Annotated in this window: 22 protein-coding genes; 12 read left to right on the plus strand and 10 right to left on the minus strand. The window is 42.2% G+C overall.

Features of this window, described 5'->3' with window-relative positions:
- Positions 1-3: 3 nt before the first annotated feature.
- Entirely contained in the window at positions 4-708 is a 705-nt protein-coding gene (locus ACP14V_RS09680) for a 16S rRNA (uracil(1498)-N(3))-methyltransferase (RefSeq protein ID WP_136567085.1), read from the plus strand.
- On the opposite strand, the gene ACP14V_RS09685 is transcribed toward ACP14V_RS09680, so the two are convergent.
- A complete protein-coding gene (locus tag ACP14V_RS09685; RefSeq protein ID WP_272610337.1) occupies positions 705-1,382 on the minus strand; it encodes a DUF1223 domain-containing protein in 678 nt (225 codons plus the stop codon). The genes ACP14V_RS09680 and ACP14V_RS09685 overlap by 4 nt on opposite strands.
- 138 nt (positions 1,383-1,520) lie before the next feature.
- Between ACP14V_RS09685 and ACP14V_RS09690 the strand changes: the two genes are divergently transcribed.
- The 3 genes from ACP14V_RS09690 to ACP14V_RS09700 all read left to right on the plus strand — a co-directional run bounded on the left by ACP14V_RS09690 (position 1,521) and on the right by ACP14V_RS09700 (position 4,467).
- Positions 1,521-2,171: a DUF4159 domain-containing protein gene (locus ACP14V_RS09690; protein ID WP_272610338.1), complete on the plus strand. Its 651-nt coding sequence runs from the start codon at positions 1,521-1,523 to the stop codon at positions 2,169-2,171.
- 3 nt (positions 2,172-2,174) lie between these two features.
- Positions 2,175-3,275, plus strand: coding sequence for an AI-2E family transporter (locus tag ACP14V_RS09695; RefSeq protein ID WP_136567082.1), 1,101 nt, complete (start codon positions 2,175-2,177; stop codon positions 3,273-3,275).
- Between the two features lie 70 nt (positions 3,276-3,345).
- Positions 3,346-4,467 carry a class I SAM-dependent methyltransferase gene (locus ACP14V_RS09700; protein WP_313791646.1) on the plus strand — a complete coding sequence of 374 codons (1,122 nt, stop codon included), beginning with the start codon at positions 3,346-3,348 and terminating at the stop codon, positions 4,465-4,467.
- On the opposite strand, the gene ACP14V_RS09705 is transcribed toward ACP14V_RS09700, so the two are convergent.
- From ACP14V_RS09705 to ACP14V_RS09720, 4 genes are read right to left on the minus strand one after another with little or no spacing between them, the layout of a single operon-like run.
- Positions 4,464-5,393, minus strand: a complete 930-nt coding sequence (locus ACP14V_RS09705; RefSeq protein ID WP_272610340.1) for an alpha/beta hydrolase — start codon at positions 5,391-5,393, stop codon at positions 4,464-4,466. The genes ACP14V_RS09700 and ACP14V_RS09705 overlap by 4 nt on opposite strands.
- A gap of 17 nt (positions 5,394-5,410) precedes the next feature.
- Positions 5,411-6,130 carry a M15 family metallopeptidase gene (locus ACP14V_RS09710; RefSeq protein ID WP_272610341.1) on the minus strand — a complete coding sequence of 240 codons (720 nt, stop codon included), beginning with the start codon at positions 6,128-6,130 and terminating at the stop codon, positions 5,411-5,413.
- A gap of 5 nt (positions 6,131-6,135) precedes the next feature.
- Entirely contained in the window at positions 6,136-6,864 is a 729-nt protein-coding gene (locus ACP14V_RS09715; protein WP_272610342.1) for a prolyl oligopeptidase family serine peptidase, read from the minus strand.
- An 8-nt stretch (positions 6,865-6,872) separates the two neighbouring features.
- Entirely contained in the window at positions 6,873-7,394 is a 522-nt protein-coding gene (locus ACP14V_RS09720; RefSeq protein ID WP_136567078.1) for a 5' nucleotidase, NT5C type, read from the minus strand.
- Positions 7,395-7,752: 358 nt separating this feature from the next.
- Between ACP14V_RS09720 and ACP14V_RS09725 the strand changes: the two genes are divergently transcribed.
- From ACP14V_RS09725 to ACP14V_RS09740, 4 genes are all read left to right on the plus strand, one after another.
- Positions 7,753-8,235, plus strand: a complete 483-nt coding sequence (locus ACP14V_RS09725) for a CAP domain-containing protein (RefSeq protein ID WP_272610343.1) — start codon at positions 7,753-7,755, stop codon at positions 8,233-8,235.
- A gap of 226 nt (positions 8,236-8,461) precedes the next feature.
- Positions 8,462-11,740 carry a gliding motility-associated C-terminal domain-containing protein gene (locus ACP14V_RS09730; protein ID WP_272610344.1) on the plus strand — a complete coding sequence of 1,093 codons (3,279 nt, stop codon included), beginning with the start codon at positions 8,462-8,464 and terminating at the stop codon, positions 11,738-11,740.
- A 33-nt stretch (positions 11,741-11,773) separates the two neighbouring features.
- Positions 11,774-12,700 carry a PorP/SprF family type IX secretion system membrane protein gene (locus ACP14V_RS09735; protein ID WP_272610345.1) on the plus strand — a complete coding sequence of 309 codons (927 nt, stop codon included), beginning with the start codon at positions 11,774-11,776 and terminating at the stop codon, positions 12,698-12,700.
- Positions 12,701-12,708: 8 nt separating this feature from the next.
- Positions 12,709-14,658: an OmpA family protein gene (locus tag ACP14V_RS09740; protein ID WP_424987251.1), complete on the plus strand. Its 1,950-nt coding sequence runs from the start codon at positions 12,709-12,711 to the stop codon at positions 14,656-14,658.
- A gap of 25 nt (positions 14,659-14,683) precedes the next feature.
- On the opposite strand, the gene ACP14V_RS09745 is transcribed toward ACP14V_RS09740, so the two are convergent.
- Positions 14,684-15,817: a formylglycine-generating enzyme family protein gene (locus tag ACP14V_RS09745; RefSeq protein ID WP_272610347.1), complete on the minus strand. Its 1,134-nt coding sequence runs from the start codon at positions 15,815-15,817 to the stop codon at positions 14,684-14,686.
- Between the two features lie 163 nt (positions 15,818-15,980).
- Here ACP14V_RS09745 and ACP14V_RS09750 point away from each other — a divergent pair, with 163 nt between their 5' ends.
- From ACP14V_RS09750 to ACP14V_RS09765, 4 genes are read left to right on the plus strand one after another with little or no spacing between them, the layout of a single operon-like run.
- A complete protein-coding gene (locus ACP14V_RS09750; protein WP_272610348.1) occupies positions 15,981-16,859 on the plus strand; it encodes an aminotransferase class IV in 879 nt (292 codons plus the stop codon).
- A 2-nt stretch (positions 16,860-16,861) separates the two neighbouring features.
- Positions 16,862-18,478, plus strand: coding sequence for an N-acyl-D-amino-acid deacylase family protein (locus ACP14V_RS09755; protein WP_272610349.1), 1,617 nt, complete (start codon positions 16,862-16,864; stop codon positions 18,476-18,478).
- Between the two features lie 5 nt (positions 18,479-18,483).
- Complete coding sequence (locus ACP14V_RS09760) at positions 18,484-19,782, plus strand: M20/M25/M40 family metallo-hydrolase (protein WP_272610350.1); 1,299 nt, start codon at positions 18,484-18,486, stop codon at positions 19,780-19,782.
- A 4-nt stretch (positions 19,783-19,786) separates the two neighbouring features.
- Positions 19,787-21,430: a serine hydrolase domain-containing protein gene (locus ACP14V_RS09765; protein ID WP_272610351.1), complete on the plus strand. Its 1,644-nt coding sequence runs from the start codon at positions 19,787-19,789 to the stop codon at positions 21,428-21,430.
- Between the two features lie 135 nt (positions 21,431-21,565).
- On the opposite strand, the gene agaR is transcribed toward ACP14V_RS09765, so the two are convergent.
- From agaR to ACP14V_RS09785, 4 genes are all read right to left on the minus strand, one after another.
- Complete coding sequence (agaR, locus tag ACP14V_RS09770) at positions 21,566-22,324, minus strand: transcriptional repressor AgaR (protein ID WP_136567072.1); 759 nt, start codon at positions 22,322-22,324, stop codon at positions 21,566-21,568.
- A gap of 94 nt (positions 22,325-22,418) precedes the next feature.
- Positions 22,419-23,864 (minus strand): Gfo/Idh/MocA family protein, encoded by a 1,446-nt coding sequence (locus ACP14V_RS09775; protein ID WP_272610352.1) that lies wholly within the window; start codon positions 23,862-23,864, stop codon positions 22,419-22,421.
- Between the two features lie 20 nt (positions 23,865-23,884).
- A complete protein-coding gene (locus ACP14V_RS09780) occupies positions 23,885-24,880 on the minus strand; it encodes an amidohydrolase family protein (RefSeq protein ID WP_272610353.1) in 996 nt (331 codons plus the stop codon).
- Positions 24,861-25,703: a class II fructose-bisphosphate aldolase gene (locus ACP14V_RS09785; RefSeq protein ID WP_272610354.1), complete on the minus strand. Its 843-nt coding sequence runs from the start codon at positions 25,701-25,703 to the stop codon at positions 24,861-24,863. The genes ACP14V_RS09780 and ACP14V_RS09785 overlap by 20 nt, the downstream gene beginning before the upstream one ends.
- Position 25,704: the final 1 nt, after the last annotated feature.

The raw sequence follows: 25,704 nt of genomic DNA on the forward strand, positions 1-25,704 counted from the left end.
CCTATGCAACTTTTTTACAATCCTTCATTGGACAATAGTGCCACTCAATTCACTTTCCCTTCGGATGAAAGCAAACACATTGTAAAAGTCCTACGGAAAAAGGAAGGGGATATTCTCCATATCACCAATGGAAAAGGATACCGGTTTGAGGCCAAAATTATCAGTGCTGACCAGAAAAGATGCAAGGCTTCGATCATATCCAGTCATAAATCCATTCCCAAAAGATACACGCTGCATTTGGTCGTAGCACCCACAAAAATGAACGATCGTTATGAATGGTTTTTAGAGAAAGCCACTGAAATTGGTGTTGATGAAATCACTCCTGTCATTTGTGATCATTCAGAACGAAAAGTGGTCAAGCTGGACCGTATGGAACGGGTATTGCAATCTGCAATGAAGCAATCCTTACAGACCGTTTTACCAAAATTGAATCCAGCTATATCCCTTAAAACGTTTTTGGAACAAGAACAAACCGGGCTCAAGTTCATTGCGCATTGTGATGATGGTGAAAAAATGGAGCTCAAACGAAAGGTTATCGCCGACATGGACGCTACCATTCTTATTGGCCCGGAAGGAGACTTTTCCAAAGAAGAAATTGATTTGGCCCGCAAAAAGGGGTATAGACCAATCTCACTGGGAAACAATCGGTTACGTACAGAGACCGCAGCCATTGTGGCCTGCACCACGGTTTCAATTATAAATAGTTAGTGATGGATAGGTGCCTTAGCGGCTCCAGTGACCTCTAAATTCTCTGCTTCCACCAATACAACCAGTGTAAGATTGTCTGTTTTTGAAACCACATTGGGAATGGTAATGGAATCGGCCCCAGAAGACGCTTCCAAGTCCAAGTATTTTTCTTGGACTACAATATTGCTGTTGCGCAAGGTCCTATTCCGGTTTTCACCACGTTTCACCTCGGTAATACGTTCATCAATCACCAAAACAACACGCAACAATTTGTGATCTAAACTCCCCGTAACAGAATAATCAAACAAAATCTTGTTTGCTTCTGATGCAATCTTTCCTATTTGGACCCCATTTTGTGCTTTCCTTTTCAAATGGGCATTGATTTCAGAGTACAGTTTTGTTTCGTTCGAGCCTACAAAATGGATAACTCCATTAAGTACCATTTCGGGTGTATAATTGCCATCATAACCAAATTTACTATTGTATTCCCGTTGTTTTTTGGCGTGGCCCGACTTGGCAAATGGATCTTTCCAACCAATGTAATCCCAATAATCCACATGATATGATAATGAAAAAACCTCATCTGGAAACTCCAATTTTACTTTATCCAAAAGCGCATCGGCAGGCGGACAGCTAGAACAACCCTGGGAGGTAAAGAGTTCCAAAACCACGACTGGGGTATCTATAAATTCCATAAGCGGTGGATTAGAAACCTTTTTTGTCCTTGCTGTATATAGTGCCATTAAAGACATTCCAAAACACGCAAATGAAACAATTATCACCTTTTTAATCATGAATACCGTACTTTTGAGTAGTTGGTTAATCGCAAACTCATGGGACAACTTACCAAACTAGGTTGTATTTTAACTTTTTTTGTGATGGGCACTGTGGGTGCCCAAGAAATGGCAATCCTTAAATATGGAGGTGGTGGAGATTGGTATTCCAATCCTACTGCACTTCCCAATCTTATTGCATTTTGCAATAATACCATCGACACCAAAATCAATCCACAGCCCGAAACCGTAGAAGCAGGAAGTGTTACGCTCTTTAAATATCCTTTTCTTCATATGACCGGACACGGCAATGTCTTTTTTACTGATGAGGAAGCACAAAATCTCAGGACCTATCTCCTTTCCGGGGGTTTTTTACACATTGATGACAATTACGGAATGGAACCCTATCTAAAAAGGGAATTGCTTAAAGTGTTTCCCGATAAGCAATTGGAAGAATTAGGTGCAGACCATCCTATTTTTGACCAAAAATTTAAATTTCCGAATGGGTTACCCAAAATACATGAACACGACGGAAAGCGACCCCAAGCCTTTGGGATTTTTGACAAGGGAAGACTAGTGCTGCTTTTTACTTTTGAAAGCGACTTGGGTGATGGCTGGGAAGACCCGTCGGTTCACAACGACCCTGAAGAAGTGCGGTTGAAAGCCTTGCAAATGGGCTCCAATATTGTTGAATACGCCTTTAAAAGCTAATCTATGACTTCAAAAACCATAGCCAATGGAATCCTAAGGGCCGTTGCCGTAATTGCAGGAGTGCTTCTTTTGGGCTATTTCCTGTACAAGATACAATCCGTTATCACCTATCTGGCCATTGCGTCCGTAATTGCATTGTTGGGCAGGCCTGTTGTTCTTTTCTTGCGAAGAAAACTAAAGTTTCCCAACACGCTTGCTGTAATAGCCACCATGGTATTTATGCTGGCTATTTTTATGGGCATATTGGCACTTTTTGTGCCCTTGATCTCGGAACAGAGTAAAAACCTCTCCTTATTGGACATTGACGCTTTAAAGGAGGACATCAACAAATTATATTTTCAGATTTTGGAATATTTTGGAGCCACCACAGGAAATGTCGAGCGCTTGGTGGAGGAGTCCCATCTGGAAGAAAGTTTTCTAAAAGGTCTAGACTTGGGGTTCATCCCCAACTTTCTCAATTCATTTGTGAATGTCCTGAGTAATTTTAGCATTGGATTGTTTTCCGTTCTCTTTATCTCATTTTTCTTTTTAAAAGACAGTAAATTATTCCAAAATGGGATGCTCACTTTTGTGCCCGACGACAAGGAAAACAATTTGGTGAAATCCATCGATAAGATCAATGGATTGCTCTCAAGATATTTTGCAGGTATCCTTCTTCAGCTGTTTATTCTTTTTGTGATTTATACCATTGCATTGTTGATTGTTGGGGTGGAAAACGCTATAGTCATTGCTTTCCTCTGTGCCCTTTTCAATATCATCCCTTATGTTGGTCCCATCATAGGTGGGGTCATCATGGTGACCCTTACCATGACCAGTTTTTTGGGTGCAGATTTCAGCACAGTTATCTTGCCCAAGGCCATGTACGTTTTAATTGGTTTGGCCATTGGTCAACTGGTTGATAATTTCTTTTCCCAGCCCTTTATTTTTTCTACAAGTGTAAAATCACACCCGTTGGAAATATTCTTGGTGATCATTATTGCCGGACTTCTTTTTGGAGTGGTGGGTATGGTGGTAGCCGTCCCCGGATATACCGCAATCAAGGTGATTTTAAAGGAATTTTTAGCTGAATATTCCTTTGTGAAAAAGTTGACTAAAAATTTATAGTATCAGTTTGAATAAATTGATATTAAATACTGGTGTTCAATCTTTTATAGAAGAAAATTGGAATGCTGACATGATGTCAGTATTGCTCCAAAAACCCTTTTTTGATGGGGTATCCCAAAAAGAACTGGTTGAGCAACTCGAAGCCAAGAAAAAATGCAAGGATAAACTTCCAACTTGGTTCTCTACCCCTAGCATATTTTACCCCAACAAACTCAATATTGAACAAACAAGTTCAGAACAAACAGCAGGTTATAAATCAAGTTTAGTGGAAGGAAAAAACCTGTTGGACCTGACTGGCGGATTTGGTGTGGACACCTACTTTTTTTCAAAAAAAATAGAGGCGGTTTTTCATTGCGAAATCAACAAACAACTCAGTGAAATTGCCCAATATAATTTTAAGGTTTTAGGTCGAAATAATATCAATTGCATACCTGAAGATGGCATTCACTATATACAAAACCATCCTAAAAAATACGATTGGATCTATATAGATCCGTCTAGAAGAAATGAAAATATTGGAAAGGTTTTTCTGTTGAAGGATTGCCTACCCAATATACTGGAACATCTTTCTCTTTTATTTGATCACACCAAAAATATCTTGATCAAAGTCTCGCCGATTTTGGATCTTGTCCAAGGCTTGGAGGAACTCAGTTTTGTGAAGGAAATCCATGTGGTTGCTATTAACAACGAAGTAAAGGAATTGCTTTATGTACTGGAAAAGGATTACACTAAAAGTGTAACCGTTAAAACCATAAATCTAACGCGGGATGATGAAATGCACTTTGATTTTGAGCACGAGCATGAAAAATCATGCACCGCTGAGTTTGGTGACCCCCTTACATTCTTATATGAACCCAATGCGGCCATTTTAAAGTCTGGAGGATTCAAGGTCGTGGGGCACCATTACCAAGTAAAAAAGCTCCATACACACTCCCATTTGTACACTTCGGAAAACCTTGTGGAATTTCCTGGCAGGAGATTTGTCATTAAGGAGACTCTGCCTTACTCCAAAAAAACCATGAAAAGAATGGCGCAGACCAAGGCCAATATAACAACCCGAAACTTTCCTTTATCGGTTGCCGAACTACGAAAAAAACATAAGATCAAGGATGGTGGCGACCGCTACTTATTCTTTTCCACGAACTATGATGATTCTTTGTTGGTTCTTGACTGTTCAAAAGAATTGGATTAATCCAAATTATCAAGCCAAGCAACAAAAAGATCAAGCCAATTTTTCAGTCTTTCATTCTTGTGTCCTAAAGAAAAACCATGTCCACCCGAAGGATAAATGTGCATCGTAGTCGAAATATCATGGACTTTTAACGCTTGAAAAAACATAAGGCTGTTCTCTACGGGTACTGGAGTATCATCCGCAGCATGAAGTAAAAATGTTGGGGGTGTATTGTCTTTTATTTGTTTTTCGTTGGATAAATAGTTCAATTGTTCCATGGTAGGCTCCTTACCCACCAAGGATTCCCTTGATCCCATGTTCACAGCTGGCTCCATAAGCGTAATGACCGGATAAATCAAGGCCATAAAATCCGGGCGGGCGGAAATCCTATCGATGGAGTCCTGCTCTGGATAAACCTTATCCTCAAAATGGGTCCCCAAGGTCGAAGCCAAATGTCCTCCCGCCGAGAATCCCATGACACCAATTTTATTTTCCACCAAATTCCATTCTTTGGCTTTGCCGCGAACTATCCTGATGGCTCTTTGGGCATCTTGCAGGGGAACTATTTGTTGGTCTGCCACAATCGATTTGGATTCCGGCAATCGATACTTTACTACAATTCCAGCAACACCGTTTCCATTTAGGGCCTTGGCTATATCCCTACCTTCCCAATCATAAGCCAATCCGGAATATCCACCTCCAGGGAAAATAATCACTGCTTTTCCATTAGCGTTTCCCTTTGCGGGAAGGTACACCTCCAATGTTGGCTTTTGAACATTGGTAACCCAAATTATACCTGAATCCCTATATTCCACTTGCTCCCTTTCATCCGTATCCATGCTTTGGTTGGGTACTGCATTGGGCCAAAGTGGCACAATAGCATCCTGTGCCGACACACCTAGGGACATCATCACCAAAAACAGAAATTTTATTCTTGTTGCTTTCATTGTATTTTCATTTAGTCTTACTCTGGACATTCCCATTTAAAGTTGGCCACTTTATCATTTGAACCCGCTGAAAGATTATAATGCCACCATTCGGTCCTTATGGACCAAAACCCGTGTGCTTCCATGGTTTCCTTTAACAACTTCCGGTTTTTTAAAACTTGTTCGGGCAAGTCCATGTGATCATGGTGGGCTTTTTTTCCAAAAAAATCGAAGTCGGTTCCCATTTCCAACTCATTGCCCTCCAAATCTTCCAAGGTAATGTCTACCGCACCTCCTTTATTGTGGATGGAACCTTTTTCAGGATTGGCAACGTATTGCGGATTAGGAAAAATTTTCCACATCTTGTACTGTACAGAATTGGGGCGGTAACAGTCAAAAAACTTAATCCTTACCCCTTTTTTCATTAAATCTGCATTTGCCTTGATCAAAGCCTTGGCAGTTTTTACCCGGGTATAACATTCGGCACAGTCGTACACTTTTGTCTTGAGAAAATTGTTTTCAGTGGCATACCTCATATCATAGGCGAAATCATTGCTGAAATCAGCCAGGCGTACAAAGGTAGTATCGGCCAACCCTTCAAAAGTTTTTAGCTTTATTTCAGTTTCTTGGGGAACAATTGAGTCTTTCAGCACTACGGTCTTTACTTCAATTGCTTCTTCTACTTTGGCTTCTTCAGGCTTTTCTTTACAACTGGCAATAAGAATGCATAATCCCAGAAAAAGTACACCATATCTCATAAAAATCAGTTTATACGTTTTTGTTCCGCAAACCAAGTATACAACGAATCTGTGGTATAAGCCCTGTCCCATGCATTATGCCCCACTCCTTTGTACCTCGTATATCGAACATCGTAATTCATTTCTTTGAGTTTTTCCACCATGGCATCAGACTCTTCAACATTAATATTATCGTCCTCATCTCCGTGGAACACCCATATGGGCATTTTTTGATCTATCCAATGGGCATAAGGCAAAGGTGCCATACCGCAGACCACTGCCATGGCTGCGAACCTGTTAGGATATTGGGTGGCCAACTGCCATGCCGCACTTCCTCCCCTACTAAGTCCGGTAAGGTATATCCTATTCTTATCGACCCGATTCTCCGCTGTTACAGAATCCAAAAGCTGCATAACCGCCTGAATATTCCACCATTTCTTTTCATGGGGGTTGTGCGGTGCCAAAACCAGAAAAGGAAACTGCTTGCCTTCCTGTAAAAGTTTAGGGGGATTGTATTTCTTGACCTCCTCAAAGGGTAATCCAGACTCCCCACCGCCATGCAAAAACAGCAACAATCCAAATCTTTCGGTATCACTGGAAAAGTAATTCTCTGGATAGTACAAATAATATTGCAACTGCTCTTTGGTTACGGTCTGCAGTTCACCTTCAACCAAATGGGATTGTGCCACACAGCTTTGCATCAGTAAAAAAACTCCTGCCGAGAGTGTCCAAAAAAAGACTTGAGGCCAACGCATGCCCAAATTTACAAAAGTTTGTCTGCGATTTCCCTCCAATTATCCACACGTTCAAACTCGGTTACATCGATGTTATGTGGCGAAGTGAACATAATCTTTCTTCCCTCAAATGGTTTAAGATTACGATAATGGTCATCTATGAGCAAATCGCCTTTCAATATAAATTTATCGCCACAAAGAATTCTTTTCTGCCAAGGAATAAATGGAAAATGCTCATCCAACCAATCCGATTTATCCCGCAATGAATTAGGATATTCCATAGCAGCCGAGGCGATATATACTTCATGATCCTTGCACAACTCCCGCAAAACCTCTTGACTATCTGGAAATACTTTTAGGTTTCTAAAAAAACCATTACGACTTGTATACTCTTTCACCAAAGGTCTGTGTTGTTCAGGCACACATTGCCTAACCCCTTTGCCCTGGCAATCCTCGGGCTTTAATTGAGCATTAAACTCCATGTTATACAATTCTAAATGAGCTCCGTAGGTATCTGCGATAACCTCATCCATATCCACAAAAATGGTCATAATTATTTTTTTTGATGAAGTACGGCAAAAACCAAAACAAACCAAAGAAATTTACAGAATGATAATCATTGGATTATTTTTTGTTTCATTTTTCAATAAAAATAAACTTCTGTTGAAATTCTCTTTTCGATTGACTCAAATCTATGATTATTTTGTATTTAAAAGAAGTTCGAAATCCAATTTACAACTGATTACGTTTCATCGATGAGATGCTATTTTTATTGGTTATACCACAAGGCATGAATTAAGAAATATGCACTTCATCCCATATTATCCACCATTCGTATAAAGCTATCGCCTTGATGATTTCCATGCTGGAATCACACGCTATTTTTGCACCCGATTTAAAAAAATAGTTGTGAGAAGAATAAAATTTGCCATTGCTTCATTAACCGTTTTACTAGTGTTTTTTACCTCCTGTAGCAACTCATCGATAAGTGAAGAAGAAACTCTTTTTGTAACCAATAAGGCTTCCGAAATTGAAATGCAGGTTCTGCACCTTGTGAACGAATATCGCCTTTCAAAAAATCTGACTGCCTTGGAGTTCAATGCTATAGCGTATTCACATGCCGCAACTCATACCAATACTATGATAGAAGATGGGGAAATAACTCATAAGGACTTTGACAAGCGTGCATCCAACCTAGCTATGGAAGCAGATGCAAGTCATGTAGCTGAAAACTTAGGGCGTAGGTACGTCTCAGCAGAGGCTGTTGTTGAAGCTTGGTCCAAAAGCCCAACCCATAAAAAAGTCATGGAAGGGGATTATGTCTTTACCGCGGTCAGTATTAAATCTGATGGTGAAGGAGTGCTTTATTTTACACAGCTTTTTTTTAGGTAACTATTTCATTAGGTACATAAATGTCGGACAACAAACGTGCATAAGGCTCCTTTTTTTGATGTAGATTATAGATTCAGCACTTAATTCTTTCAAAAAAACATTTTCTCACAATCCTTTAAAAATCAACACTTTCATCTATTTTCCTTCTTTTTAAGTAAGTATTTTCCTTCGATTCAAAATATTTGCATTTTTTTTATGTTATATATAAATATAAAATGTTTTTAATATGGATCAATCAATACTTTTTAGAAATTATTACTTATTTCTTATTTTACTATTGTTGATGAAGCTCCCTGCTAAGGGGCAAACCTTTGCTTCAACGATTGTTAGCGAAGACGAAGTAGATCTCTCCGCCAATGCTGTCGATGGCAATTTGACAACCAATGCCGGAGTAAGGGCAAGTACAGGTATTTTATTGGGAGTTGGGGACTACTCAGGCTATCTTGAGATGGAATTCCCGTCAACCTTAAACCCAAATACTACATCATATGTTAAGCTGGAAACGGAGGATGATCTTCTTCCTTATCTTCTTGGAGGCAGCCTTGGTGGTCTCCTATCCGATATCGCCGGAGCTATTCTTATAGGTAATCAAGAGTTCACGGTCACGGCTAAAAATGGTGGTGCTACGGTATTGGAAGAATCCTCTGGAGGTGTTAATGCATTTACTACAGATCAACTAAAAGTGGTCACCAATGTTAATGGTGATTACTTTATGGCCATCACCCCAGATGTTCAATACAACCGTATACGGATGACCAACCAGATAGGAGCTTTGGTGGGGTTGAACAATATCCGGATCTTAGATGTTTTTGGAGCTTACCATAATCAAGGGCTGGCCTCGTGCGGGCTTCCCACCTATACTTCATTTACAGGTACTGGACTTACTTTGGACTTACTGGATTTGGGAGGAGCAGGCGTTTCCAATCCCCATCTGATCCTAGATGGTGATATGGATACTTTCTCAGACCTAAGTCTTGGTATTTTGGGAGTTACTGCAAGCATAGAGCAAACCATCTATTTTGATACCCCCTCCAATTTAGATGAAAGCTACTACATAACCATGGCCATAAACCCGTCCTTGTTGCAAGCAGGTGTGGCCAATTCCATTGAGATAATTGCCCAAAACGGTTCGGAAACCCCTTTTTATACAGAAAACTTGAGTAGTTTGTTGAACCTTGATCTTTTGAACCTACTCCAAAGTGGTCAAAAAGCAACTATCCCCATAGCACCAGGAGATGAAGCCAGCCGAATTACAGTCCGCTTAACATCCTTATTGAATGTGGGCTTGGAACAAAACCTTCTACTTTATGACATCTACCGAGCTCCTGCCTTACCTGTATTGGACTCTGACTCGGAAGATGTAAGCATCTGTACTGGAAACTCAGTAGATCTCATCGCTACTACTACAGTCGGCAATGAACTTAGATGGTATGATTCGGAAACAGGTGGAACCCTGTTGAATACCGTAAACTCAGGAGAAGCCTATACAACCCCCGTGTTGAACACAACTACCACATATTATGTGGCCGCGGCCGAGCCGGGCTGTCCAGAGGAATCCCCAAGGGTAGCCGTTACTGTCACTGTAGTGGATATCCCTACTGCAATCGACATCGATATAACCGGTGATGAAAATCCTGTATGTTCATCGAATGATGTGACCTTGGTTCCATCAAGCACAATCAATGGTACCTATAGCTGGTATTTTGATGCCAATGCCACCAATGAAATCACAGACGGCCTTGTTCAAGGCCCCGTCACCTACTCCATTGATTCAAATGGTATTCTCTCCATAACCGGATTGGATGAAGCAGGTGGTCCCTATAATTTTTATGTCAGGATAACCGAAGCCTCCGCAGGTTGCGAAAATGCTGCTGGGGATTTGGCACAGGCCACTGTGGATATTATTGATTCTGCCAACAGCATTACCATTGATTCAACTCCAGTTATTAGTTTAACCAATCTAATTGATTTCTTTCAAGGTTCCCCATCGTACAATATAACCGGAACGGTAAATGGCGATGCCAGTATTGGGGATGATGTTACCCTTTCTATCAACGGACAGACCTATACCGGTGTTTTGGATGCCAATTTGGATTTTGATATTGCTGTTGATGGAACTGATTTGGCCTTGGATGTAGATGGCTTGATAGAGGCATACATAGACGGGGCTCTCTGTACACTGACCGGAGAAATCACCGTGGACCTCCCCGAACTTATCGTAGATGATCTTCTCCAAGTTTTCTGCGCTTCAGACAACCCCACCCTTTTGGATTTGGATGTCAGTGGTAGCGATATTGTATTCTTTGACAGCTTGGATGCCACTACGGCCCTTGACTTCAACACCCCTTTGGCAGATGGCTCAGTATATTTTGCGGGTATCTTGGATATTCCCATATCTGTCTTGACCAGGGTTGGCATTACGGTTAATCTTACCGACCTATTGCCCCCCACAACCATTTCCTTGACCCAGACATTATGTGCAAGTGCAAATCCCACTATTCTAGATATTCAGGTTAATGAGTCCAATGTGGTTTTCTACGATGTGCTTACAGGAGGCTTGGAGCTGAGTGCCAGTACCCCATTGGTAGATGGAGGAGTATATTTCGGGGCCACTAGGGATTCAGACGGTTGTGAAAGTTTGGTCCGTATACAGATAACCATCACTCTGCAGGATGATCAACCCATAACCTTGACGGGGCAAACAGATGAACTATGCCTGGAAGAAGAACAATACACCTATTCCACAGAAAGTGGAAAACAGAACTACACTTGGACCGTTACAGGAGGTACCATAGTGGATGGCGGTACTACTACCGATGACTATGCCACCGTGGTGTGGAACAGCCTTCAGAATACTTCGATCAGTGTATTGTATGAGGACAACACCAGTTGTACCCCAACCCAGGCTACTGAATTGGATGTGGAAGTTCAGGACGAACAACCCATAACCTTGACGGGGCAAACTGATGAGCTTTGTTTGGAAGAGGAACAATACACCTATTCCACAGAAAGTGGAAAACAAAATTACACATGGACCATCACTGGGGGTGCCATAGTGGATGGTGGCACCACAACCGATGACTACGCCACCGTGGTATGGAACAACCTTCAGAATACTTCAATCAGTATACTGTACGAGGACAGCACAAGCTGTACCCCAACCGAAGCTACGGTATGGGATGTGGAAGTCCAGGATTGTGGAGAAGTCATGGGTGAAGAATTCTGTTTATTGGTCTACAACGAATTTACTCCCAACAATGATGGGTACAACGATTTCTTTGAAATAGAATGCATTGAAAACTATTCCAACTCAATCCAGATTTTCAATCGTAATGGCAATAAGGTTTTTGAAACCATGGATTATCAAAACAATTGGGACGGGATTGCCAATGTAAATGGCATTATGGGAAAAGGAGAACATCTTCCCTCTGGCACCTACTACTATGTCATAAACATTCCCGAACTCAACAGAAACCTTGTGGGCTGGCTTCAATTGGCCCGATAAAATCCAAATCCCAAACCTATAAATCCGATAAGAATGAAAATTCATACAAAGAATCTCGGCATACTTACATGTCTGATTTTGGTCCTGCAACTGACCAAAACCCAGGCACAACAATCCCCGCAATATACCCAATACATGTATAACACCACCGTCCTTAACCCAGGTTATACGGGAACAGCGGGAAACTTTGAGGCCAATGTGCTCTACCGTTCCCAATGGGTTGGACTGGATGGCGCGCCCGAAACGCAATCCTTCACCGTACAAGGACGTACTGGCAAACGCGTTGGGCTTGGACTAACAGCCATCAACGACAATATTGGGGCCTCCAACAATGTAAAGGTCAATGGACACTTTGCCTATGAAATTCCGGTTGGGCAAGAGACCAAGCTATCGCTGGGCCTGAACGCTGGGCTGGACATTCTCTCCATTGATTGGTCCAAAGGAATTTATGCAGACGACCAAGACCCCGTTTTTGCAGAAAATCTAAACAAGACAAGACCCATTTTTGGAGTTGGTGCCTTCCTATATGGCAGTAATTGGTACTTGGGAGCCTCAAGTGACAACATCATGAATTCACAGATCTACAATGATGACGAGCTTACCGTTACCGATAGAAAAACCCAATATTATTTTATGGGCGGTTATGTGGTTGATGTATCGAGTGCCATCAAGTTTAAGCCTGCTTTCTTGACGAAGCACGTTTCCGGAGCACCCTTAACTTTGGATGTATCTGCAAACTTCCTGTTTCAGGAGAAGGTAAATATTGGACTTGCCTATCGCTATGACGATGCCATCAGTGCATTGGCCGGGTTTCACTTGGCCAAAAAATTCTTTATAGGATATGCCTATGATTATTCCATCACAGGATTGGACAACTACAATGATGGCTCGCATGAAATCATTTTAAAATACACCGTTTTTGATGCTAGTAAAAGGGCATTGTCCCCCAGATTCTTTTAAAAATCACGATGATGAGAAAAATAATACTTTTCATAACACTCTGTACCTTTACCAGTGCCCTTCCACAAAGCAAATTGGAAAGGGCCGACCAACTCTTCAACGATTTCAAATTTGAAAAGGCCATTGAGCTCTATCAAGATTTGGCCATGCGCAAAAGCAATCCTTCCACCCATGTGGTCCAAAGACTGGCCGATAGTCATTTTAACCAAAATGAATATCAAAAGGCCAAGGACTGGTATCAAAAACTCTATGCCATTGAAGGCAAAAGAATGGGGGAACACAATATCATTAAACTGGTACAATGTCTAAAAGCCAGCATGCAAGCTGCCCAGGCCGATGAGCTTCTGCGCGATTTCTATTCCGATCAAAACCGATTGGATATGATCATGGCCCAGAAAAGAAACCTGGATACACTTTTGTTGAAAGACCCAAAATATGAAGTGCAAAATCTGGCTTTCAACAGTGACAAATCGGATTTTGCCCCTTCCATGTATGATGATATGTTGGTGTTCGCTTCGGCTAGAGATACCCTAAAATCCAATGGAAAATTGTATCCCTGGAACAACCAACCCTATCTGGATCTATACCTTACCGATCCACACATGTCACAATTTGTTCCCGAAAAATTTCTGGAAAATCTAGAATCCTCTTTTCACGATTCCAATGTGACCTTTGACCCAAGATCCAACACCATCTATTTTACCCGAAACTTTATAAAAAAGAACAAATTGAACGCCAACAGCGAAGGTCTGTCCCATATGCAGATTTTAAAGGGCACCATCTATAAAAATGCTCTTGTGGATGTAACCTCCCTGTCATTCAATAGCAAGGAATATTCCTGTGGGCACCCAGCATTGAGCCCGGATGGCAAGTATCTGTATTTTACCTCCAACATGCCGGGCGGACAAGGTGAAAGTGACCTGTACGTGGTTGAACTTGGCCTGAACGGCGATGCGCTTACCCCTCCCATGAATTTGGGAGAGACCGTCAATACCCGGGGCAGGGAAATGTTCCCTTTTGTTGTGGGCGACACCTTATATTTTTCCTCGGACAGTCACTATGGTTTGGGTGGTCTGGATATTTTTGCGTCTAGGATCAAATCCAAATCCAGCTATGGCCTGCCCCAAAACCTTGGCAAGCCCATCAACAGCAATATGGATGATTTTTCCTTAGTTATGGATCATATCTCCGGCGATGGTTATTTTGCCTCCAACCGATTTGGTGGTGCAGGGGATGATGATATCTACTACCTGAAAAAAGCGAAACCCATAAACTGTCTTGAATATTCAGGGTATGTACTGGATGAAAAAACGGGAGAACCCATCCCTTTGGCCAGTGTTGAACTCTATGATGTAAACGCAGGGCTCATGGATGCCATGAAAACTGATGAAACTGGATTCTTCAGTTTTGTGCTGCCCTGTAACAAAGAAAATAAGCTGGTGTTCATCAAACCAAAATATGTGAAAAAGGAAATCACGGTGTCCACAGGTGAAAATCCCCAGGCAGCATCCACCAACAACATGGTGTACTTAACACCCTTTGAAAGTTTGGTCATAAAAGACGGGGATGTGGAAAAAATAAAGGTCAATCCCATCTACTTTGAATACGACAAATCGGATATTACCCCCCGGGCCGAAATTGAGTTGGAAAAAGTACTATTTGCCATGCGTGAATTCCCTGGTATAAAAATCAAGATTGAATCACATACCGATGCCCGAGGCTCCGACCAATACAATTTGCGATTGTCCGATGACCGTGCCAAATCCACCATGCGATATCTTATTGCCAAAGGCATTGATTCCAACAGAATTGAAAGCGCAAAAGGTTATGGCGAATACCAATTGAAAAATCACTGCTCCAATGGTGTAAGGTGCAGTGAACAGGAACATTTGATCAACCGCCGATCGGACTTTATTATCGTAGAAAAGGATTTGGGTGAACAAAATGCCAGAAAATAGTGGTCTAGGGCTGTTCCGTAACGGATTACTTTTTAATCATGTCCGTGTCCAGAACGGTCCTAAATCCCAAATGTTCCAACGAGGAATCCAGACTAGTGGCCATTCTTGCTGAAATCCGGTAACTAGCACAATAGGAGGCACTGCATAGGAACGACCCTCCCTTCATGATCTTTTCTTGGGCATACGGATTAGTGGCATTGTAGGGTCTTGATGCACCTTTCGGGTTATATTCCACTCCCGACTTGGCCTTTACCTCTGCATAGTATTTCGTATTATACCAATCGCTGGTCCATTCCCAAACATTACCGGCCATGTCGTATAGACCATAGCCGTTTTTTGGGTAAGACATCACCGGGGCACGTTCCTCGTAACCATCAGCAAGTGTATTTTCGACTGGAAACTCCCCTTCCCATGTGTTCGCATGTGAACTAAGTTGTCCCAAATCGTTCCCCCAGAAAAAAATGGCATCTTTTCTCCCACCACGGGCAGCATACTCCCATTCCGCTTCGGTGGGCAAGCGCCTGCCCGCCCAATCGCAATAGGCAACTGCATCTTCATAGGCAATATGTACCACGGGGTGGTTCTCTTTTCCTTCAATGGTACTTTTAGGTCCCTTGGGGTGTTTCCAGTTGGTTCCGATACCCCACTGCCACCATTGGGAGTAATCGTAAAGGTTGGGCACACTGGACTTTGTTTTTTTGAAGAGCAGCGAACCCGGCTGCAAAATGGAATCATGGGGCTTGGGCGTTCCTTCAGGAAGTTGTTTTTTCATTTCCTCCCACTTAATTTCCCGCTCTGCCACGGTTACATATCCGGTTTCCTCCACAAATGCGGCAAATTGTGCATTGGTTACCTCATGTTCGTCCATGTAGAACCCATTCACCAAAACTTCATGGGCCGGTTTTTCATGGGGCATGGCCATTTTATCTGATTCTTTGGCTCCTTGCACAAATTTCCCACCTGAAATCCAAACCATCCCGGTTGGCGCTTCAATAGGAGGAACAGTGATAACTATAGGGGCATTTTGGGTATTATCGATCTTTGGTTCCGTTCTTTCCTTTTGTTCTTTGTCCTTCTGCCCACAACCCATCAAAACCAATACAATGGCCAATACTGCTAAATGACCCACTCCGTTCTTACCACTAAAGAATTTCTCCATACTACTTACACTTCTTAATCCAATTTTTATAGTGCTACCTTGAAGATTGCAAGATATCAAATCTAATATTTACCAATTCCAATACCCGCATGAAATCCAGTTTTTATTTAGAAAAATATCCGTTACCTTCACATGGCATTCTAGTTAATGTCAACCACCAACTATGCTCCCAAAAGGTAATTTTCCAGAAAAAGTTTTTCTGAACGGAACCATCTATTCAAGTAATGATGCCCATATTTCGGTATTTGACCGGGGATTTCTTTTTGGCGATGGTATCTACGAAGTCATGGTACAATTGGGCAATGGCATTTTTTATAAGAAAGCACATTTAGACCGATTACAGGAAAACCTAGACAAAATCAATATCCCATATAATGTTTCCCATTTAGAGGCCCAAATAAATCCTTTACTTGATTCTTGCAATCTTGGCGATAAGACCTGCCTTATCTATATGCAAGTAACCCGTGGTGTGGCACCCAGAAAGCATGCTTACCCAAAGGATGTACCTGCCACAGTTATGATGTACGCACTACCCTTTTCCCTTCCGCACATCAATACTAAAAACATGCAGGTTATTTTGCAACCTGATTTTCGTTGGCACAGGTGTGATATCAAGTCCATTTCATTACTGGGCAATATCATGACAAATGAAGCTGCCATGACCCAAAATACGGATGAAGCCGTATTGGTCAGGGATGGCATAATTACAGAGGGCTCCCATACCAACATCTTTTTTATAAAAGATGAAAAAGTATATACGCATCCGGCCAATGAACATATTTTAGATGGCATCACCCGAAAAATTGTATTGGAACTGTGCCGGGATTTGGAGATTACCGTGATGGAAAAGGCTATTCCAGCCGATAAAATTTCCTCTATGGATGAGGCATTCTTGACCGGGACCACAACCCAAATTGCCTCAATCTTTAAATTGGGTGAACATGTGTTCCATACTTCTGATGTTATTGGACCAATTACCTTAAAACTACAGGAAGCCTTTGCCAAATTAAAGGGACTGGATTCCTCCACACTCATATTATAACCATGAATAACCTTAAAAAAACCAATACTCACCCCTTTCAAACCATTTTCAAGAAAGTAGGTGTGGGATTATGCTTCCTGTTCTTTTTATCCTGCTCAAATACAGACACCTATGACTTGGTGATTTTGAATGGAACCCTTTATGATGGTTCAGGGGAAGCACCTAGTACAGCTGATATTGCCATTAAAGATTCGATTATCGTGGCCATCGGCAATTTAAAAAATGTCAACGCTATCCGAACCATAGATTCACAGGGGCTTGCTGTTTCCCCTGGTTTCATTGATATGCATGCCCATCTGGAACCAATTATGGAACTATCCTCCTGCGAAAGTCTAATCAGGCAAGGAGTCACTACTGCCTTGGGTGGGCCAGATGGAGGTTCCCCATGGCCTTTAGGGTCTTACATGGACAGTCTTGAAAATAAAGGTGTTGGTATGAATGTAGCCTATTTGATAGGTCACAATACCATCCGAAAGAATATTATGGGATTGGAGAATAGAGCTCCCACCCAAATGGAACAACAGGCCATGGAAGCACAAGTGGATAGTGCCATGCAAGCTGGAGCCTATGGGATTTCAACAGGACTCAAATACCTGCCCGGCACCTTTTCCAATGTTGATGAAGTCATTGCCTTGTCCAAAATAGCTTCAAAATATAGAGGCATCTATACTTCACATCTTCGCGAAGAGGGATTGGGTCTTTTTGATGCGGTTGCCGAAGCCATCCAAATTTCCGAAAAGGCAAACATTCCCGTGGTGCTTACCCATCACAAGGCCATTGGAAAACCCATGTGGGGGAAAAGTGTCCGTACCTTGGCCATGGTAGATTCTGCAAGGGCAAAGGGATTGGACATTAAAATGGACCAATACCCCTATGCCGCCAGCTATACAGGTATTTCGGTTCTTATTCCCAGTTGGTCCATGGCAGGTGGTCTTGATGCCTTTACGGAAAGGGCAGCAAACCCAAAACTTAGGGACAGTACTAGAAATGGTATTGTGTTCAATATTCTCAATGATCGTGGAGGTTCGGATTTGGACCGGATTCAATTTGCAAAAGTGGAATGGCAACCAGAACTGGAAGGAAAAACGTTAAAATACTGGGCTCAACAACAGGGAATGGAGCCATCCGTTGAAAATGGTGCAGAACTGGTTATTGAAGCCCAACTCAAGGGTGGGGCTTCCTGTGTTTTTCATGCCATGGCCGAAGAAGATGTAGTTCGAATCATGCAACACCCTCAGACCATGATTGGTTCCGATGGTCGGCTGGTAGAGCCAGGCATGGGACATCCGCACCCTAGATGGTACGGCACCTTTCCCCGTGTAATTGGCCATTATGCTCGGGAAAAAGCTGTTTTGGAACTATCGGAAGCCATCCGAAAAATGACTCTTTCCCCCGCCCAAAGTCTCCATCTAACAGACAGAGGACAACTTAAAGAAGGTTTGAAAGCCGATATTGTAATCTTTGACCCTAAAACTATTATAGACAAAGCCACCTTTGAGAAACCCCATCAATATCCAGAGGGCATTCCCTTTGTTATCGTAAATGGCAATTTGGCTGTAGATAACGGTGAGTTCATAGATATCCGATCCGGTAAAGTATTACGAAAAACAACAGAATAGAACGTATGAAATCATTTGCAAAAGTTTCCATTGTGGCCATTGCCCTTATGTCAACCTGTGTTTCAGCACAGGAAAACATCAATATCGAAAAGAAATACACTAAAGAAATTGCCAAACTGGTCAAGTCTAAAAAGGTCGAGGCCGCCTTCGGTCATATTGATCAACAAGAAGAGCAAACCATGAAAGACCTTGTTACCCTTACCGAAATCTTGGCACCTCCCTTTAAAGAAGCGGAACGGGGCAAAGCCTTTGCCCAAATGCTCATTGCAGCGGGTGTGGATAGTTTATGGACAGACAAGGTGGGTAATGTAATCGGGTTGCGGAAAGGAACTTCAGGAGAATCGGGCTTTGTTGGGGTAGATGCCCATTTGGATGTTGTTTTTCCTGAAGGCACCAATATAAGCGTAACCAAAGTTGGTGATACGCTAAAAGCTCCAGGCATTGGAGATGATACCCGTGGTCTTACTATGCTTATCAGTATGTTGAAAGCCATGAACAAATCCGGAATCCAGACCCAAAAAGACCTGCTCATTGTAGGAACCGTTGGTGAAGAAGGCTTGGGAGACCTTCGGGGTATGAAATATCTGTTCAACGAATCTGGATTACCCATAGACTCATGGATAGCTATTGATGGTGGCGATATAGGCCGAATAAGCAACGCTGGACTAGGGTCTAAACGATACAAGGTTATCGTACGCGGTAAAGGCGGTCATTCGTGGGGTCATTTTGGCCTGGCCAATCCGCACCATGCCCTTGGTAAAATTATATCACTTTTTTCATCGGATGCATGGGCCTATACCTCTGGAAACATTCCCAAAACCAGTTTTAATGTGGGTAGGATTGGTGGAGGAACTTCGGTCAATTCCATTCCTTTTGAATCTTGGATGGAGGTTGATATGCGTGCCTTGCACCCCAATAATTTGGATGAAATAGAAAAGCTCTTCAAACTGTCCGTGGATAAAGCTATTTCGGAATATAATTCAAGTGGTATAACGGACGAGGTCACCTATGAATTGGTTCAAATTGGAGATCGACCTTCTGGTGAACTTTCTCCCTCCCTACCCTTGATTCAAAAAACAATGGCTGCTACGAAACATTTTGGCGTAGAACCTAAATTGGGGCGTGGTTCAACCAATATCAACATTCCCGTATCAAAAGGAATCCCTTCCGTTTGTATTGGCCGGGGCGGAAAAGGTGGTGGTGCACATTCCCTTCACGAATGGTATTTAAATGATGAAACAGGACCAACATCCATTAAACTGGCACTATTGATCACTTTGGCCGAAGCGGGATTCAATAAGTAATATTATGATGCGTACTTTTTACAATCCATTTTTCCTCCTAGCTTTTCTCTTCTGGGGAATCTCATCTGCCCAATTACCTGCGGATAAAGCCGCTAAAATTGACAGCCTGTTTCTTGAATGGAACCGTCCCAACCATCCTGGAGGTTCCATCGCTATTATGCAAGGGGACAAAACGGTTTTCTCCAAAGCGTATGGTTTGGCCAGTATGGAATATTTGGTGCCCAACTCCCCTAGCACACAATACAATGTGGCATCAGTTTCCAAACAGTTCAGTGCCTTGGGTATTGTACGCTTGCATTTACAGGGCAGGTTATCTATAGATGACACCATTGACAACTATATTGATCAACTACCAGAGTTTGGTCAAAGAATCACCATTCGCCATATGTTGCATCATACCAGCGGGCTAAGAAGTCTCCACGCGCTTCTTGCCCTGGCAGGATGGCGAGGAGATGATTACAAGACCAATGCAGATTTAAATCGCATTATTGTTGATCAGGAAGAATTAAATTTTGAGCCGGGAGCAGAATACCTGTATTGCAATACGGGTTATATGTTTTTGGCAAATATCATTGAAAAGGTTACTGGAAAAACTTTTGTGGGTTACATGCAGCAAGAAATCTTTGCTCCCCTTGGTATGGAAAACACCTATGTAGAAGACCAATATAACCGAGTGGTCCCCAATAATGCCACTTCGTATAATTCAACTTTCTCTGGGTTTAACCGTGCAGTGGAGTATTGGGGTTATGTGGGGTCCGGGAATATGCACACCACAGCCGCTGACCTTCTTAAATACCTAAGAAATTTCTATGCCCCTCTTCCGGGTTGGGAAAAAGCATTCGAACTTATGGAAACTATGGACCCGCTCAACGATGGCAGTCATAACCAATATGCCTTTGGGGTGAATGTGGACGATTTTTTTGGGGAAAAACGAATAAGCCATGGAGGATCCATTGGAGGGTTCCGTTCCAATGTTGCTGTATTTCCCGAAAAAGAAATCAGTATTGTAGTACTCACCAATTTTTCTAGATCAGGCCCGGCTTCCAAAGTTTCCAAAATTGCAGAGATTCTCTTAGGAGATGTTACCCTACCCATTTCTATATCCGCAAAGAAAATCTCAAAGAGCAAAATGAAATCTTACGAAGGGTATTATTGGGATGATGTAACCTTACAGGAACAAAAAATCGAAGTAAGTGGGGACACCCTATTCTTGGGCAATGGAAATTCCAAGTTTATCCCAGTGGACATAGACAGATTTGAAGCAATTGACAGGGATAATAAAACCATACTCACTTTTCAGAAAAACACAATGACCATGCTCCGAAACAGTGGAGGTCCTTTGATTTTTAAAAAGTATACTCCCCTGAAGTCGAATGCAAAAAACGCCGAAGAGTTTATAGGCACGTATTATAGCCCTGAAATACAAACAGCCTACACCGTCCATTTTTCAGACGGTAAACTATATGCCCACCACATTAGGCATGGCAAATTATATCTCGACCAAAAGCAAGAAGACCTATTTACAGGGGAATATCCTTTGAGTGTGCTAAAATTTATCAGAGATGGCGATAGGAAAATAAAAGGTGTACGGATATCCAACGGTAGGGCCCGGAATCTGTGGTTCCTCAAACAGCGTAATTCAAAATAAAACGGCTAGCTAACAGTATTCCTAGACCAGTTATGTTTTATGGGAAGTTGTTGATGTCCAACAGATGGAGCGGTTTCCATATCATCGGTAAATATTGGATTGAGACCTACCCCTTTTAAGTTGTATGTATTAAAGTTACACCACAATAACTTCAACGTTGTGTTTTTCAAGTGCTTTAATCTGATCTTCTGTAATACCACTGTCCGTAATCAATTTGTGGATGTGGTTGCTGGTGCAAATAAATGCCATTCCAGATTTGGCAAATTTCGAGCTATCGGATACCAAAATTACCTCTTCGGCCAAATTGATCATCAGCTGGTTCAATTGGGCTTCTTCAACATGATGGGTGAACACACCTTTATCCGGTTTAATACTATCAACACCCAAGAATAGTTTATTACACGACAACTGTTTTAGATTTCGCTCGGCCAACGGACCTACCAAAGACATTGAAAATTCCTTGAGATAGCCTCCGGGCATAAACACTTCCAAATTTTCTTGCTGGGCCAAGTTGTTTACTATATCAAGGGCATTGGTAATAACTGTCAACTTTTGGAAGTCACGTAAAAATCGGGATATCTCAAAAGTAGTTGTCCCTGAATCCAGTATAATGGTGTCCCCTTCCTCTATAATTGATGCAGCCTTCTTCCCAATCTTGGTCTTTACCTCCATGTTCAGTTTTTTCTTCTGACTGAAGGTTAAAACAATATTGTTGGACTTGAATGCCCCGCCATGGGCCCTGACGAGTAGATTATTCTTCTCGAGCTTATCCAGATCATTTCTAATGGTGACTTCGCTGACACCAAAGAGTTTGCTGAGCTTATTAACATTTACTTGTCCATCCTTATCCAGTTCTTCAAGGATTTTGGCCCTTCGGTATGCTGTTTTTTTCATCAAAATTCTGTTGGCTTCGGTTAGCTATAAAAACAAATATAACTTTAATCTTATAACCAAAAACTACCAACCTCCATTAATTCCTATTGAATATCTACCCCAAAACACTCATATTAACCCCTGTAGTAGCTCCTTTTTCCAAAGAAATGTCTACCGGGGCGTTGTTTTCCCAGCTACCACGGGTAAAATCAGGAATATCAATGGATTGTGCCCTATTGGCCACAGATTGCTCACTTAAAGGCGCAATGGCACTCCAAAGTGCTGCATCATAAACGTCTTGATCTAAGGGCAATCCATTTCTCAAACAGTCTATAAGTCTCCAATCCATTATGAAATCCATTCCACCATGTCCGCCAACTTTTTTAGCCATTTCACCAACCTTTTTCACAATTTTGGGCGTGTATTGCTCCTCTAGGGCTTTCATTTCCTCCTCACTGAACCATGAATGTCCAGTGGCCACTCTAGATGGTTCAGGCCATTTACGGGCAATGCCTTTGGAGCCGCTTACCAAATGTATTCTGGAATACGGCCTAGGGGAACTTACGTCGTGTTGGATCATGATACTTTTTCCTTTCTTGGTCTTGACCAATGTAGTATTCATATTTCCCCTGAAGGTATCATCAGTATACTCTTGGAAAAAAGAGTCATCCTTGGCCAGCTCCACCGCCTTTTGATGCATAGAGAAATCATTGGAGGACAATGAAGTAAGATAGTCCATATTATCCCCTCTGTTAATGTCCATGATTTGGCAGATGGGTCCCAATCCATGCGTAGGATACAAACTTCCGTTACGTGATGCATTTTCCTTTAGGCGCCACATATTTTCATATCCATCCTTCTTATTGAAATTAAGCCCCACCAGGTCATGGATGTAAGCACCTTCACCATGAATGATTTCTCCAAAAAATCCTTGGCGTGCCATATTCAAGGTCAATAGCTCAAAGAAATCATAGCAGCAATTTTCGAGCATCATGCAATGCTTCTTGGTCTTTTCGGAAGTTTCCACCAACTGCCAGCATTCGTCTACGGTTTTGGCCGCTGGAACTTCAACAGCCACATGCTTCCCTGCTTCCATGGCGTACACGGCCATTGGAGTGTGCAGTGCCCACGGAGTTGCAATGTAAATCAGGTCGATATCATCGCGGTCGCACATTTCTTTCCATGCCTCTTCACTACCGGAATAGGTGTCTGGGGTATGCGTGGTATCTTCCAATATTTTTTTGGCCTTTTCCACTTTTTCGGGAATCAAATCGCAAAGTGCCTTGATTTCAACACCCTCAATAAGCCTAATGCGACCAACAGCTCCTGGTCCTCTCATTCCAAGGCCAACAAAACCAATACGAACAGTTTCTAGAGCAGGTGCAGCATAACCAGACATATTAAATGTCTGCTTTCCGTAATCCTTTGTCGTTGCGGCTACTTCTGTTCCCAATGCGGTGGATGAGGATTCATTTTTGCAAGAAACCAATGCATTGGCCCCAGCTACGCCAATTCCTGCCATGGAAAGTGAACGAATAAAATTTCTCCTGTTGTTTTTCATAAGGTTGGTTTTTTAGTTTGTCAGACTCCGGGAACCCCGTAAGTGTTGACTGCATTTGAATAAAATATTTTTTCCAGCACCGTATCGGGCAAGGCAAGGCCTTTAAATTTTCCCTTGAATTCCGGTGCCTCCATAGTATTGTCCGTTGCGAAGAAATCCCAATGGAATTTCCACAAGTGTTCCAATCTATCTGCCACTTCTTGTGCCGATAGCGAACCATCATCAATCATATCGGTGCCATAAATGATCCTGTCCTGGTACTTGACAAAAAAATCCTTCACCCTGTTGTGGTCCTTTGCAGCTTGATACTGTACATGACAAATTCGCTCTGCAAGGTCGGTCATGGTCTCTGGAAAATCATCCAACCGTTTGGCCACTTCATCCAAATTCCACTCTAGACTGAAAAGGTGCAACCCCACAAACTTTAATTTAGGATGACGTCTCAATACATTGTCCCTTGCTACAATCTGGGCTTCATAGGAAGGATATTCAGGATTAAGATACATATGATATTCAGGATGGGCACTAAAATAGTTGCGATCCGAATCCACGGTCATTTCATCCAAAGGCAGCCAGCAGTTCTTGGGCTCCCCTTGATGGCCGATCAAAACTAGATCATTGGCTTGGATGTATTCATATATGGGGTCAAATACAGGATGATCCAACATCAGAAAATTTCCATTTTCATCCCTGAGTTCTGCATCCATTCCAATATTTTTCCACATCTTCACTCCTTTTGCACCGCGGGCTATACCCTGTTGAATTTGTTTCAACACAGTTGGCAACCAATCTTCCTTTCCCCATCGCTTCATATCAAAAGAACATATATAGATTGCCCTATCATTGAAAACTTGGTTCAGCTCATGAACTGTGTTTTCTTGCTCTTCCAAAGAAGGAAAAAAGGGAATATCGGTATTTATGGACAAGAAATAGGCATCATGGCCAATGGCCATTTTCATCTTTTCCCCACTTGTTGTATTCAGATGCACATGCGCATCAAAGAATGGTCGTAGCATGGTTTTCATTCTTTACCATCAATAGTTTGGTCTTTACCAATTCCGTAACAGCCTCAGTCGCTACTGGAAAGACCTTTCTAAGGTCGATTTCCTCATTACTCCTTAATCTATCTTGGAGTGTTTTCATAAAGATGTTCTTGATTTCTGTGGCCAAGTTTATCTTGCATATGCCCAGGGAAATGGCCTTCTGCACTTGATCATGGGGAACACCCGAACTACCGTGCAACACCAAGGTTGAAGGGGTTACAGAAGCGATTTCCTGTAGTAGTTCCAGTTGAAGCTTAGGCTCGCTCTTGTAAAATCCGTGGGCTGTACCAATGGCGATGGCCAAAGCATCAACTCCGGTTTTTTCAACAAAATCCTTGGCTTCATTGGGTTGTGTAAATCCAGCTCCCTCGGTAGATTGACCTAATTTGGCCACAAAGCCAAGCTCGGCCTCTACATGGGCCTTGTATTGTTTTGCCAATTCTACCACTTTTTGGGTGATAGCCACATTTTCATTGAATGGGAGTTCACTACCGTCAATCATCACAGAATCAAATCCTGCATCCAAGCATTTGTGTGCCAATTCTACGGAACCACCGTGATCCAAGTGTATCCAACCCGTTACCCCAAACTGTTTAAGTCCAGAGCGACCTAAATTCACCGCTGTTTCAAGCCCCATATAATCAATGGAACTCTTGGTCAACTGTAATATAATGGGTTCATTCAAATCGGATGCCGCCTTAAGTACGCCATGCAAGGTTTCCACATTGTAGTAGTTGGTTGCCAAAAGCCCTCGCCCCTGTCTTGTGAATTCTTTCAGTGTTTGTTTAAGCTCCATA

Origin of the sequence: Flagellimonas alvinocaridis (genome assembly GCF_965248585.1) — a bacterium.
GTDB lineage: Bacteria > Bacteroidota > Bacteroidia > Flavobacteriales > Flavobacteriaceae > Flagellimonas > Flagellimonas alvinocaridis.